The sequence below is a fragment of the Paraglaciecola algarum genome, assembly GCF_021532655.1.
GTDB classification, from domain to species: domain Bacteria; phylum Pseudomonadota; class Gammaproteobacteria; order Enterobacterales; family Alteromonadaceae; genus Paraglaciecola; species Paraglaciecola algarum.
Window position 1 is genome coordinate 368,728 of record NZ_JAKGAS010000003.1, and the last position, 14,360, is coordinate 383,087.

Annotated in this window: 12 protein-coding genes; 8 read left to right on the forward strand and 4 right to left on the reverse strand. The window is 39.1% G+C overall.

The annotated features are described in order from the left end of the window. Nucleotides 1–85: 85 nt before the first annotated feature. Nucleotides 86–979, forward strand: a complete 894-nt coding sequence (locus L0668_RS07810; protein ID WP_235311562.1) for a DNA ligase — start codon at nt 86–88, stop codon at nt 977–979. Nucleotides 980–1,283: 304 nt separating this feature from the next. On the opposite strand, the gene L0668_RS07815 is transcribed toward L0668_RS07810, so the two are convergent. Further along, a complete protein-coding gene (locus L0668_RS07815) occupies nt 1,284–2,264 on the reverse strand; it encodes a transposase (protein ID WP_235311563.1) in 981 nt (326 codons plus the stop codon). A 256-nt stretch (nt 2,265–2,520) separates the two neighbouring features. On the opposite strand from L0668_RS07815, the gene L0668_RS07820 reads away from it, so the two are divergent. Continuing rightward, complete coding sequence (locus tag L0668_RS07820; protein ID WP_235311564.1) at nt 2,521–3,594, forward strand: Gfo/Idh/MocA family protein; 1,074 nt, start codon at nt 2,521–2,523, stop codon at nt 3,592–3,594. 325 nt (nt 3,595–3,919) lie between these two features. Here the strand turns inward: L0668_RS07820 and L0668_RS07825 are convergent, their stop codons facing one another. Next, entirely contained in the window at nt 3,920–4,678 is a 759-nt protein-coding gene (locus L0668_RS07825; protein ID WP_235311565.1) for a Crp/Fnr family transcriptional regulator, read from the reverse strand. Nucleotides 4,679–4,956: 278 nt separating this feature from the next. Between L0668_RS07825 and dnaK the strand changes: the two genes are divergently transcribed. Continuing rightward, complete coding sequence (dnaK, locus tag L0668_RS07830; RefSeq protein ID WP_235311566.1) at nt 4,957–6,891, forward strand: molecular chaperone DnaK; 1,935 nt, start codon at nt 4,957–4,959, stop codon at nt 6,889–6,891. A 262-nt stretch (nt 6,892–7,153) separates the two neighbouring features. Here the strand turns inward: dnaK and L0668_RS07835 are convergent, their stop codons facing one another. Next, nucleotides 7,154–7,960: a substrate-binding periplasmic protein gene (locus tag L0668_RS07835; RefSeq protein ID WP_235311567.1), complete on the reverse strand. Its 807-nt coding sequence runs from the start codon at nt 7,958–7,960 to the stop codon at nt 7,154–7,156. 416 nt (nt 7,961–8,376) lie between these two features. Here L0668_RS07835 and L0668_RS07840 point away from each other — a divergent pair, with 416 nt between their 5' ends. Then, nucleotides 8,377–8,898, forward strand: coding sequence for a CHRD domain-containing protein (locus L0668_RS07840; RefSeq protein ID WP_235311568.1), 522 nt, complete (start codon nt 8,377–8,379; stop codon nt 8,896–8,898). A gap of 205 nt (nt 8,899–9,103) precedes the next feature. On the opposite strand, the gene L0668_RS07845 is transcribed toward L0668_RS07840, so the two are convergent. Continuing rightward, nucleotides 9,104–10,261, reverse strand: coding sequence for a lactonase family protein (locus L0668_RS07845; protein WP_235311569.1), 1,158 nt, complete (start codon nt 10,259–10,261; stop codon nt 9,104–9,106). 248 nt (nt 10,262–10,509) lie between these two features. Between L0668_RS07845 and L0668_RS07850 the strand changes: the two genes are divergently transcribed. The 4 genes from L0668_RS07850 to L0668_RS07865 all read left to right on the forward strand — a co-directional run bounded on the left by L0668_RS07850 (nt 10,510) and on the right by L0668_RS07865 (nt 14,253). Then, nucleotides 10,510–10,881, forward strand: a complete 372-nt coding sequence (locus tag L0668_RS07850) for a PA2779 family protein (RefSeq protein WP_235311571.1) — start codon at nt 10,510–10,512, stop codon at nt 10,879–10,881. Between the two features lie 78 nt (nt 10,882–10,959). Continuing rightward, nucleotides 10,960–11,871, forward strand: a complete 912-nt coding sequence (locus tag L0668_RS07855; RefSeq protein ID WP_235311573.1) for a PA2778 family cysteine peptidase — start codon at nt 10,960–10,962, stop codon at nt 11,869–11,871. A gap of 151 nt (nt 11,872–12,022) precedes the next feature. Then, nucleotides 12,023–13,270 carry a Vgb family protein gene (locus L0668_RS07860; RefSeq protein WP_235311575.1) on the forward strand — a complete coding sequence of 416 codons (1,248 nt, stop codon included), beginning with the start codon at nt 12,023–12,025 and terminating at the stop codon, nt 13,268–13,270. A gap of 146 nt (nt 13,271–13,416) precedes the next feature. Further along, nucleotides 13,417–14,253 (forward strand): DUF4437 domain-containing protein, encoded by an 837-nt coding sequence (locus L0668_RS07865; RefSeq protein WP_235311576.1) that lies wholly within the window; start codon nt 13,417–13,419, stop codon nt 14,251–14,253. Nucleotides 14,254–14,360: the final 107 nt, after the last annotated feature.

Here is a 14,360-nt window from a genome sequence, read left to right on the forward strand (position 1 = left end):
CAAAAACCGCTGTACGCATTCTGAGTGACTACTTATTTACCTATATTGCTACTAGAGCTATTCACCGACATGGAACGCATTGAATATGACTTCATCAACAAACTGCAAATTATTGTTAATTACTTTCTTATTATCTACGCTAATGCTGTTATCTACTCTTAGTCAGGCTAATGTCGCTGAGAACACCCAAGATACAAGTTATCAACAATTCGCCACTCGTTATCAAGATAAAACTCAGGTAGACGACTATTGGATCAGTGAAAAACTCGATGGTATTCGCGCTCGCTGGAATGGCTCTATACTCATCACTCGAAATGGTAATAAAATCCATGCACCCAATTGGTTTGTAAAAGACCTTCCTGCGCAAATTTTAGATGGCGAGTTATGGCTAGGGCGCAACAGTTTTGAACAAACGACCTCAATCGTTTTACGGGACACGCCCAACCAAGATTGGCAAAAAATAAAATTTATGCTGTTTGACTTGCCTGCACATACCGGTAACTTTAATCAGCGTTTATCTGCTATGCAAAGTTTAGTAAACAAAGTATCTAGCCCCTATTTACAGGTTATTCCACAATTTAGGCTAAACAGCCAAAAGCAATTAATGCACACCTTAGATGAGTTAGTTGCCCAAGGCGCCGAAGGACTCATGCTACATCATCAAAACGCTTATTATCAAGATGGGCGCAGCTCACACCTAGTTAAACTAAAGAAGCATCAAGATGCCGAAGCAAGTGTCATCGCCCATATTCCAGGCAAAGGAAAATACAAAAATATGTTGGGTTCCTTGTTGGTTGAGCTGGTTGACTCAGAACAAAACAAACAAGGCCTACAGTTTAAAATTGGTACAGGTTTTACCGATGCTCAAAGGCAAACCCCACCAGCCATTGGCAGCGTAATTACCTTTAAATATTATGGATATACGGCCAGAGGCATTCCCCGTTTTGCGAGTTTTTTACGGGTAAGGCAAAGTGAGTGAAAGAAGAAAAAAATAATTTTTACCACAGAGGGCTCGGAGGAAAAGCACATAAAACAAAAGAAGTTAAATTGGACTAAAATAGTTTATTTAGACACCCAAAATAATAAAGTATTCAATTGTTGTGAAATCAACAAGTAGAATGTAGGTAAATCCGTGCTTTTTAAGGTGTCAAAATGAAAAGTTTGAGAGCACTTGGGTGCCAATGTATTTCTAACTATTTACAATGAGGTTCAGTTCAAATTTCAAGCAACATAAATAGCGCTTTAATTAGCGGGTAGTAGATTAAGTCAATTCGGGCTGTGGCTTAAGCGTTTTGCAGTAAAGCTCTGGCCTTTGCCATCCCTCGTATTCGTTGATGGTCTGTGTGATTTTTAAATTGTTGTAACATATGTTCGCTACCTACAGCGATATTAAAGTGTTTCTCGAATTCTGTGGTCAGCGTCAACCATTGTTCTGAATTAAGTCCAAGTTTTGCTAATATTGGGCTAAGGTGATGATCTATATAGCTAGCTTTACCTTCTCGGATACACCGACCGGTTGAATCAACCAATTCACAGTAATCAATCAAACTATAAACAATGCCTTTTGACATATTTTGTCTGTGATTGCCTGCAAACCGCATCAGCGTTTTAGGTTGTTCGCCTTTGATAAGCGAGTGAATTCGGGATTGAATGCTAGTGTATTTTGATGTTTCCGGTGCGCTTTCCATCTTGGCGCGAATGGGATTTAAATCCATATAGGCCATACAGGCTAGCACTGCAGTTTCATCTAGAAGTGCTTGAGATTTGAATCGCCCTTCCCAAAATCTACCGGTGCAATCATCTTCTTTATTGGCTTCACGGGCTATGTGCTCATTGAGATTACTCATCAGCCAACTGATGTCGTATAAACGCTGGCGATAAACCTCAACGGTATCTTCTAAGCTGAGCCATTCATCACGACTGAGTTTATCCCCTCGATGAAATTTTTGACTTAATAACGTGCCTTGATAAAGCTGCTGCCAGCGAAATATCACCTCCTTCATAGACCAGCTTTCAGCTAATTCTTTATCTACACACAGCACCACATGAGTATGATTAGCCATGACCGCATACGCACAAATGTCAATGGCAAATACAGAGGCTAAAAACAATAAACGTTCCTCTACCCACCCTCGGCGATGCTCGTAACTATTACCAGTAAATTTATCTATCCCACACAAAAAAGAGCGACGCACACAGCGAGAAACACAATGGTAATAAGGGGTGTCGATTAAACTGATTTGGTTTTTACGTGGTTGAGGCATTACAGACCATCCTTGGTTGTCCGACTACCTTAAAGTTTAGGACAAAGCTGCTAATTTGCTACTTTTTAAAAATGGGTGTCATCATAGTGCTTTAAAATTCTTCGCTTCCTTGTACATACGTATTCACAAACTCTAAATCACCACAGCTGATTAAATATTCGCTAATATTACAATAACCGTACTTAACCAGACGCGACCTAACCTTATGAAACACTTGTTATTAGGAAGTTTTTTTCTACTTTTTTGTTCGTATAGCTTGGCAACAGAAGAGACGTTTAATATTGGCGTAATAGGCCTCACCCATACACATGTACATTGGATATTTGAAAGTGAAAAAAAAGGTGACTTTACTATTGTAGGGATCGTAGAAAAAAACCGAGCATTAGCCAAACGTTATGCTAAACAACATAAATTCAGCATGAACAAAGTATATGATTCGATGGACGCTTTATTTAAGGCTCAAAAAGTCCATGGGGTAACGGCTTTTGGTAGCATATTTGAACATTTAAGTGTGGTCGAGCAGGCTGCGCCATTAGGTATCCATGTCATGGTTGAAAAGCCATTATCAGTCAATATGCAAGATGCACAAAAAATGTATTCACTCGCCCGAAAACATAATATTCATTTGCTCACAAACTATGAAACCACATGGTATCCCACCAATCATGACCTTTATAATCGGGTGCATAACGCTGAGATTGGAAACATTCGTAAAGTCATTGTCAGAGACGGTCATAAAGGACCAAAGAAACTCGATATTAATTCCGAGTTTTTGGACTGGTTATTAGACCCAGACTTAAATGGTGGGGGCGCGTTAATTGATTTTGGTTGCTATGGAGCTAATTTACTCACCTGGTTGATGAAAGGTACTAAACCACTACGAGTCACAGCAATAACCCAACAATTACAACCAGAAAACAACCCCAAGGTAGAAGACGAAGCGACAATTATTCTCACCTATGCAAAATCACAAGCCATTATTCAAGGATCGTGGAATTGGCCTATTGGTAGAAAAGATATGGAAATTTATGGCGAAATCGGGGCTATTTATCAAGATAACCGACACGACATGCGTGTACGCATTGCAAAAGGGTACGATAATTACCAAGAGCAAAGCTTCACCCTCCCAGAAAGGCCCAAACCTTATGATGATCCCTTTTCCTATTTTAAAGCCGTGGCTAACGGAAGTATTCAGGTGTTACCTCATGAGTTATCAGCATTAGAAAACAATATGATAGTGATGGAAATTCTAGATGCAGCCAAACTCAGTGCAAAAACGGGAAAAAGTGTAGACTTGCTGCCTACTATGATAACTAAGGGAGTACCTTAGATTTATTTCGTCAACACCTTATTTAAATGAACATAACAAATTAATTAAATTTATTTTTTAATTACATGAACTAAATCAAAAGTCCTTAGTCCTATTTAGTGTGTGTTTAATTTCATGTGTGTTCCCTAGTATGTGTTTAGCCCAGATATTATCTGGGCTTTTTTTTTGCCTGTTGAATGCTAGATGCTAGTAAAACAGGGTAAAAAATGGGAAGGGTATTTAGGTAAGTATATTTTACTCGCAACCTCGAATATTTTACGCATCAAGATTTTATTTATTTTCTCTGTGTACTCTGTGAACTCTGTGGTTCAACCTCTTTTAGATCCTATCTTTTGGGGGTAGTGTCAGGTAGCTTACTTTTATATTTAGCTTCTTGTTCTAATGCTTCTAAGTCATTAACAATCAGTTGGTTACGCTTTTTGTCTATGGTGCCGTCTTGTTTCCACTCTTGTAATTGTTTATTGACTATTTGGCGCACAGTGCCTGACATACGCGCTAACGTTTCGTCGCTTAATCCTTTGACTATATGCTGTTGTTCATCTTCTCTGCCAGTTATAAAAAACTTAATTTTATTAATATGTTTTAAAATAATCCGACTCAGGCGAGTGGTGACATTGTGCAACACTAAACTGCTGGCGAGTTCCTCTTTTTCACGCATTTTTTGCGCTAAATAAGGCATAAACTGTTGATTGAATGCGGGGTAGTTCCACAACCATTGACGCATAGTATCGAGTTTAACTGACAGTAACCGTACATTGGTTAAAGGCGACACTGTCACATCGTGGGGTTGCCCATCTAATAACACAATTAAGTCAAAACAATCCCCAGCATATAACATATCAAGGGTGGCTTCGCGGCCGGTTTCAGGATTAGTTTGTTTAATTTCAACCTGCCCTTCTAACACCACAAAAAAACGCTCGGTTAATAACGCAGAATTAAAATAATCTCCTTTGTGCCATTCGTTTAGTTGAAACTCTTGCTGAAAATCCTCGATTAACTCAGCTGGTAAATCAGCAAACAGGTTGGCTTGTTTAACTAATACGGGACTAGCTTTGTGAGGCAGGTTTGAAACGGGTTTGTGCATGATAAAAAGTGATGAAGCTCTAGCCTAACAAGTGCTTTCATTCTACCTAGATGCAAGCACATAGTAAAAGTTAATAGCCAATTCATCATAACTGTCACTTTTGTGACAGAAGTAATTTTAGCAGCTGAGTAATATAGCCCCACTTACTGAGCAGCCAAAATTAAATCAGCAATGTTAGTCGATTTATAAAAGGTTGTTTACATAGTCAAACAGCTTGTTGGTTAATAGCCATAAGCAACAGACTTTTTACATTATTTATTAAATAACAGGTGATTATTATGACTAAGATTATTGGAATTGATTTAGGTACAACCAACTCATGTGTAGCGGTGATGGAAGGCGGCAAAGCTAAAATTATTGAAAATGCCGAAGGTAACCGCACCACCCCATCTATTGTGGCTTATGCAAACAACGAAACATTAGTGGGTCAACCCGCTAAACGACAAGCCATTACCAACGCTAACAATACATTATTTGCCATCAAACGTTTAATTGGCCGTAAGTTTGACGACAAAGAAGTGCAAAAAGACATTAAGCTCGCCCCTTATAAAATTGTTAAGGCTGACAATGGTGATGCTTGGGTTGAAGTAAATGGTAAAGCTCTGTCACCACAAGAAGTATCGGCACAAATTTTACGTAAATTGAAAAAAGATGCAGAAGCTTATTTAGGTGAAACGGTAACCGATGCCGTGATTACAGTACCGGCTTATTTTAACGATTCACAACGTCAAGCTACTAAAGATGCGGGTAAAATTGCAGGCTTAAATGTTAAACGAATCATTAACGAGCCCACAGCCGCAGCTCTGGCCTATGGGGTGGATAAAAACGCTAAAGCCGACCAAAAAGTGGTGGTTTACGATTTAGGTGGCGGTACCTTTGATGTGTCTATTATTGAAATATCAAACGTTGATGGTGAAAAACAATTTGAAGTGTTAGCCACCAATGGCGATACCTTTTTAGGTGGTGAAGACTTTGATTTACGCTTGATCAATTACCTTGCTGACGAATTTAAAAAAGACAGTGGTATTGACGTGCAGCAAGACTCGTTAGCTTTACAACGTATTAAGGAAGCAGCAGAAAAAGCCAAAATTGAGTTATCTTCGGCTATGCAAACAGAGGTGAACTTACCTTACATTACCGCAGATGCCAGTGGCCCTAAACACTTAAATGTAAAAGTGACCCGAGCAAAATTAGAGTCGTTAGTTAATGACTTAGTAACAAGTACTGTCGCTCCGTGTGAACAGGCATTAACAGACGCAGGCTTAAGCAAAAGTGACATTAGTGAAGTGATTTTGGTAGGTGGTCAAACACGTATGCCTAAGGTACAAGAAGCTGTAAAAGACTTCTTTGGTAAAGAGCCTCGTAAAGATGTAAACCCAGATGAAGCGGTAGCTATGGGTGCAGCCATTCAGTCTGGCGTGTTGTCGGGCGCAGTTGATGATGTGTTGTTACTAGATGTCACACCATTAACCTTAGGTATTGAAACCTTAGGCGGCGTGATGACTAAACTCATTGAAAAAAATGCCACTATCCCCACTCGGGCGTCTGAGGTATTTTCTACCGCCGAAGACAACCAATCAGCGGTGACAGTGCACGTGTTGCAGGGCCAGCGTGAAATGGCTGCAGACAATAAGTCGTTAGGTCAATTTAACTTAACCGACATAAAACAAGGGCCTCGGGGTTCGGTGCAAGTTGAAGTCACCTTTGATATTGATGCTAACGGTATTTTAAATGTGTCAGCCAAAGACAAATCAACAGGCAAGGAGCAGAGCATTCAAATTACCGCATCCAGTGGTTTAACCGAAGACGAAATAAACCGTTTAGTAAAAGATGGAGAACAACATGCTGGTGAGGACAAACTAAAACGTGAGTTAGTTGAACAACGTAATCAGGCAGATCAACTCATTCATACGGTACAAACGTCAATAAGTAGTTTAGAGACTAGTTTAAATGAAGAACAACAAACCGAGCTTAAAACACTCATCGAACAACTAAAAATGGCGGTGAATGGTGATGATAAAGCTGCAATAGAAACGCGCCAGAATGCTTTGCAACAAGCATACTCTGGCTTAATTCAAGCAGAGCAAGCGCGAGCCCAACAGGCTCAAACTCAAGGGGCACAGCAGCAAGGACATGCAGGCCAGAATAGCGCTAGAAATAGCGCTAACGACGACATCATAGATGCTGATTTTGAAGATGTGAGTAACGGCTAGTCGAAAATAGCTAAATGAGTAATTAATTGTTAATTAACCATAGTGGGAGTAGAAAAACCAAAACCTCTAATAGAAATATTAGAGGTTTTTTTATAGCTTAAAAAAATCACATCCCCCCCCCCGAGTCCTACAGATTAATATCTACAACCTTTAAATCAAGTCACACTACACTATGTTTAAATATCGAGGAGGTTAAGTTGTGTGAAGAAAGGCACTGAGTTTGAATAGCAAGAGGAAGGGTTTACCCCCCTCATACTTAGAACTATTCACATACAAGTTTCGGAAATGTATTTTGGCTGAGGTGTTTTTGCATAGACTTGTCTCTCTGGCCAGAATTGATGAAACTAGATATTTGCTGATTAATTTTATCTCTTTCCTCTGTCAATTTTTTTCCCATAACAAATGTCAGACCAACCAACGAAATCGGCACAGAAGATTGGTGAAATTCATATTCACAAAATTGAGGATGAGACATAATAGCCCAAGCATTTTCTTGACTCATTACAGCATAATCACAGCGTCCTTTACCTAACATATGGGTCATAGTCGTTTGGCTAATAGAGTCAACACGAAGTAGGCTTTTGTTATCAAAATAAGGCTGTAAGTAAGGGTACTTATATCCACGTCGCGTGCAAATAAGCGCTTGATTATGAACATCAAATGAAAATGGGGTTTCAAACATTTTCGTAGAATAAAGAAAACTGGTATGGGTCATAATAGGGGCTGAATATAAAAATCTATCCGGATCGGTTATCCAAACCGAACTTCCAAAAAACAAATCGGCTTTTTCTGTAAACACTAGCTGTTCATTGCGCGAACGACTGGAGTCTATATATTCAACATTAAATACATCACGTTTATTAAAACTATTAAAAAAGTCTACAACAACTCCCTGATAACGGGATTGTTGCTTATCAAAATAAATATAAGGTGCAGCCCCGGGAGCATTAATGACAAAACGCAAATTATTCTCAGCGGCAAAACTATATGAGCCAAACACTGCAGCCATGCTAAATATGAATATCAATCTAGTTAATAAAAGCCGATGAGCGTATTTCCAAAGATTCATAAATCCCTATTTTCTTTCAACATATTATAACTAGAAGGCTCTAACCAATTGCTGAAAGTTGACTATTTAAAGTATATGCTAATTTTTATTATCCCGCTTTTCAACAAAGATAACCAATCAGCCTAAACTAAAAGAACCTCATACCACACCAAGGAAGTAACATAAATTTTTAACTAAGAAGTTTTACAAAACCTGTCAATATTTTTTACAGTTAACTTCAATTAGTTACAAGCTTAATTTTCATACTATTGAAAGTAATCAATATTATTTTAATGGCCTAAAATATGCCTAACTTATACGTCGTTATATACGTCCATTTGGGCATCACTTTTAACTCAATTCTACCGATTACCAACTTGAAGATTCATATGATGTGCTGGTGATACTTAGATTGAATATACCGGAGTTCAAGCACTATGTTTAGATATTTTAACCTGCCAAAAGCCTTGCAATTACTAATACTTATGGCTGTTATAGCTGTTACTCCAGCTAAAGCCTCCTTAATTAATTTTTCCGCTCTGATAAACGGAGCTCAAGCGAATGCAGGAGTAGGTACAGGCAGTTTAGCTACTGGTTCAGCTTCTATGTGGCTGGATGATGTAACCAATGATTTTTCATGGGAAATTAGCTGGAGTGGTCTGACTGATTTGACAGCTGCCCACTTCCATGGCCCAGCAACACTCTTTCAAAATGCCGGAGTACAGATACCCATCGATATTGCTAACAACCCTTCAATAGGCAATACACTATTAACTAACGGGCAAGTCTCAGATCTACGTGACGGACTGTGGTACATAAATATACACACAGCTCAGTTTGCTGGAGGTGAAATACGCGGCCAAATTTATGAACAAGTGAATGTATCAACACCAGGTGCTACATCCATATTATTTATTTCTATGATGACCTTATTTTTAGTTCGTCGCCGTCGTTTATAACGACCTCATTTCAAAACCTATTGAAAGTAAAAGCCACACTTCATAAGTGTGGCTTTTTACTTTCGATTGTTTCATCTTGAAAAATGAGTACAGATACCTACATCAGGTGAATACAGACAGTCCTTCTTCCCCATAAAAGAAGGCAGTCATTGCGAATAGCTGCTGATTAGTTTACTGCCGCCATGCAATTTAAATTATTTCTAGCTTAGTGTTTAAACAATACACAAATGGGCTCTGGCACATTTACTGTTTTACCTGTTTGGTATTGTAACAGCCCATTGGTTTGGTCTATAGCAAATACCGAAACCGTATTTGAATGTTGGCCCGCAGCAAATAACCATTTGCCCGTATTATCTAAGTTAATATTACGAGGATAAGATCCGCGTACAGACTCAGTCTCTTGTAAAGCTAATTTACCACTCACTTCATTATTGTGAAACACACTCACAGAATCGTGGCCGCGATTAGCCGAATACACAAATAAACCTGAAGGATGGACTAAAATTTCAGAAGCTGAGTTAAAGGCTTCTTGTCTTTTTAATCCTTCATCTAAAGTAGGTGTTACACTCATCAATGTAGCTGTTCCAGCTTCTTTGTTATAGGCAAACGAACTCACGCTAAGGGCAAATTCGTTCAACAAATAAATATATTCCCCATTGGTAGAAAAACGCATATGACGTGGACCACCACCAGGCACACTATCCGCTCGGCCATGACTAATGAGCTGAGGTTTATCCGTTGCTACTCGATAAATCATTATGGTATCCATACCTAAATCTGGCACAAATGCATATTGTCCATCAGGTGAAAATCCAACCCAATGTGGGTGAGGCTTTTTCTGACGATTTGGTACAACGTTTGAGCCACCTTGGTGTTCGATAAGTTGCGCACGCTCGATTAGAGAACCTTTTGCATCCAGAGAAAATAAAGCCACAGAATTGCCACCGTACTGAGCAGTCAGTAAAAACTTGCCTGATGAATGTACCGCTATATGTGCACCGCCTCCATCGCCAATTTCTACAGAATTAATAAAACTTAATTGGCCATTTTTAGCCATTTTATAAGCTGCCACAACTGGCTTTTTATCAATTGAGGCAACCGCATAAAGCACTTCAAGACTTGGATGTTGAGCCAAAAAACCTGGCGCTTTGATGTCAGCCACTTTTTTAGGACTAGACAATTCACCGGAATCATCATTCAGTACGGCATGGTATATACCATCGCCTAGTTTTGAGCCTGTTCCAAAATAAACATCTTGCTCAGCGAGTGCGAGTTGGGAGAATCCAATCATGCATAACAAGGCTCCAAATGTGTGTATTTTCACCCAGTTAGAGGTGGTGAATCGAACCGTATTTAATACCATTACCCTTTTCCTAAAATGTTAACAACCAGTTAATTTCGACTACTAGACCACCGTTTTAACGAAATTGCAAAGATAGATATGCCTTGGTTAAAACAAGTTGAATATAATTAATAACTAGGGGCTGTATCATTCATGTATGCGTGTTTGCTTGTAAGTAAAAGAACGTAATATTTTTAACTATTAGACTGATATTTGTTATGGTGGAAAAGATTTTTGAAATCAGCCCAATTCATTATTTAGGATCTATTATGAAATTTATTAAAGTATTAACTCTAGCTTCGTTGTTTTTTGTAATAAATACCTCGTTTGTTTCAGCAAAAGTCGTGACTTCTGAGAGTGTTATGCAAATTCAAAATACCACTTATCAAAAACAGCAAATTCTTAAGATGGTTAACACGACTGCGGTTCAAGATAAATTAGTACAGCTAGGTGTGACCGAAGAAGATGCTGTAAGCCGAATCAATAATATGACGCCAGAAGAAATCCAAGCGTTAAATACCCAACTTAATGAAGCCCCAGCAGGTGGGATTGTAGGAACCGTTGTTACCGTATTAGTGGTAGTCGCTGTATTAGATTTAATGGGTTTAACAGATGTTTATCCATTTATTCGCCCAATCTAATTAGTGCAAGGTGCAGTTAATACAGTAAAGTGCTGGCTATTCGTTAGCACTTTACTACTGTTTCAAGCTTGTCAGACATTGCCTCAGAGCGAAAATATTCGTTTATTTCCGCCACAAAACCTAGCAGCCTCAGCAAATATTCAATCACTGCCTTTTTATCCCCAAGAGCAATTTTTTTGCGGCCCAACAACCTTAGCTGAGCTCTTCAATTACCATGGAATGAACGTTACGCCAGCGGAGCTTGCACCAAATCTTTTTATTCCAAGTAGAGAAGGAAGCCTGCAGTTAGAAATGATTTCAGCCACACGACAATATAACTTTGTTCCCTATTCTCAAGCTGGCTCCATCCTGCAAATTATTCATTTAATTAGTCAGGGGATCCCTGTAATTGTTTTGCAAAATAACTCCATATCTTGGTTACCCATGTGGCATTACGCCGTTGTGAAGGGATATGATTTACAGAAATCAGAATTAATCCTCAATACAGGAAAAACAGAAGATCATAGAATGAGTTTCGAGCTCTTTGAACGAACTTGGCAACGCAGCAGTTACTGGATGCTGGTTCCATTGCCAAGCGTAAAAACTAGCCAACACTTAGAATCCCATATTTACATCAAAGCCGCGTATGACTTAATGCGTATCGGTAAGGTAAATACCGGACTAATGAGTTTAAAAAGCGCCATTAAAGAGTGGCCTGAACAATGGTTGAGTTATTTTTTGTTAGCAAACCATTACCTGAATTCTGATGTTGCCGAATCCCTAAAATGGTTTCATGCAGGGTTAACCTTTGCCCAAACCGAACCTGATTATTTAAACAACTATGCTTACGCACTCGCCATGGCTGGATGTGATGAATCAGCCAAACACATCATTCATCAAGCCTTATTATTGGCACCAAATAATGCCAATATTCAAGATACTCAGCGACAAATTAATTTTACTAAAAGTGCGACTCAAACAGCTAAAGTAAGTTGTACCATTATTCAGTAACGTTAGAACTAGTCTTGATAAACACGCATGATACACCTTAATACTATTTTACTACCTACTGAAGATACAGGAAGCTTGCTTGTTAAACCATCACCCTTGGTTTAAATTTATTTAGTCTCAAACAGCAAAATAAAAAACTAGGAAAACAAAAATGCGGTTTATACACTTCAAGTTACCAATAGTTAAGGCATTTTGTTTAATCGTTTTCTCCCAGCACTCCATTGCTGAATTAACACAAAATCAACACCATACAGAAGGCAAAGTATTAGTCGAACAAATATGCACGGCTTGTCATGGGCTTAATCAAATTACTCGAAGTTCTGGATATACATTGAGTGACTGGAAGTCACTCACTCGCACTATGATTGACCTGACCGCTCAACCTGAAATTGAGCAAAAAGTATTTAGTTACCTAGCAACCAATTACCCACCAAATACCAAACGTGCACCCACTTTGATTGCTGGTGATGTGAAGATTGAATTCACTGAATGGCAAACTCCTACACTTGGACAAAGATCCCGTGATCCCATCGAAGCACCAGACGGCATGATCTGGTGGGCAGGCCAACGAAAAAACCTAATCGGTAGCATCAATCCAACTACAGGCAAAATGCGAGAATATTCTCTACCGCCGAACTCAATGCCCCACTCAGTGACAGTGGGGCCAAATAGTCATATATGGTACACAGGCAATAAAAACAGTTCAGTAGGCAAAGTCGATCCAGACACAGGTGAAGTTAAGGTGTTCAACATGCCTAACCCAAACGCCAAAGATCCACACACAGCAGTGTTTGACGCAAATGGTATACTTTGGTTCACGGCCCAACACAGTAACTTTATAGGTCGTTTGAATCCCAACACCGGAGACATCAAACTAGTCACTTTACCTAGGCCAAAATCCAAACCTTATGGTATTAAAATTGATGCCAAGGGAAATCCCTGGGTAGCCTGCAACGGTAATAACTGTTTAATCAAAGTTGACCAAAATACTATGCAGTTAACGGAAGTGCTATTACCTAATTCTGCCACCCGAGTGCGCCGCTTAGACATAGCGAGCGACGGCACAATTTGGTACGTCAATTCCTCACAAGGAAAACTAGGCCGCTACAATCCAACCACTGATAACATTAAAGAGTGGCCAACACCAAGTGGTAAAAAGTCTCATCCATACGCCATAGCAGTGGTTGATGATATTGTTTGGTTTAACGAGTCTGGCATGCGTCCTGATCCTCTAGTACGCTTTGATCCTAAAACAGAAACCTTTCAGAGTTGGCCTATCCCATCTGGCGATGTGTATGCAGGCATCATTCGCCATATGCGACCTACGCGGGATGGTGACTTATTAATCCATCAAAGCAGTACCAACAGAATAATTAGAGTGAAAATCCAATCGCCGTAAGTTAAAACTAAGCCGGCCTAGACATAAAAAGCACACTAATTATCAATATATTATTGAAAGTGTTTATATTTTATACCCATTATTATTAGTCAACTAAATAGTTATGATCTTGTAATCCATTAAGTAACGACTTACGGGCCCTTTTTATGTTTTTAAAAACAACTATTTTGACACTGGCTTTATCTCTAAATTGTATCAGTAATGCAGCTCCAGTTAACGCTTCAAAGCCAGTATCTAAACTTGTACCTGCAGCAGATATAAATTGGGGCTATCTAAACCCACTTCGAGGAGACAAAAGCCCTGGAGCCGCTGATTTATGGGGAGATAGAACTAAAAACGTTGCAACAGGCATGTTAGTTAAATTTAACAAAGGTTTTTCTTCTCCACCCCACATTCACAATATTAGCTACCGGGGAGTTGTTATTAAAGGCGCGATGTTTAATGGCGATCCAAACGCTAAAAGTATTTGGATGCCAACCGGTTCGTTTTGGACTCAGCCTGCAGGTGAAAATCATATTACTGCCGCTAACGAGTCAGAAAATCTTATTTATTTAGAAATAGATAGTGGCCCGTATTTAGTTAAATCACCTGCTGAACAATTTGACAACGGCGAACGCCCTATCAATTTACATCAATCTAATATGGTTTGGTTAGACCAAACTTATATGAAACCTATAGTTGGACAAGATATAGAAATCACCTTGCTTTGGGGCAGCCCAAAATCTGGCTCTTTAGCCGGAACTATGCTAAAAATTCCTGCAGGTTTTTCAGGCGTTATCACAACCCCAGCGACAGAGTTTAAAGCCATAGTTATTAAAGGCGAAATTGACTATCAATCAACAGAGACTGCAAGTACTAAATCCTTAACCGCAGGCAGTTACTTTAGTTCTACCAGTCAATTTAAGCATGTTATTTCAAATGTAAAAGAACCCACTTTGGTCTATGTGCGTAGCAATCAAATGTATCAAGTATCATCAAACTAAAAGTACAATGGAGCCCTGAAGTGGCTCCATTTCAAATTTGTATTAACCTTAGCATCAGCAAACTTGATAGCAACTTTTAAATTTCAGTGAATTAAACTAGGCGTTCT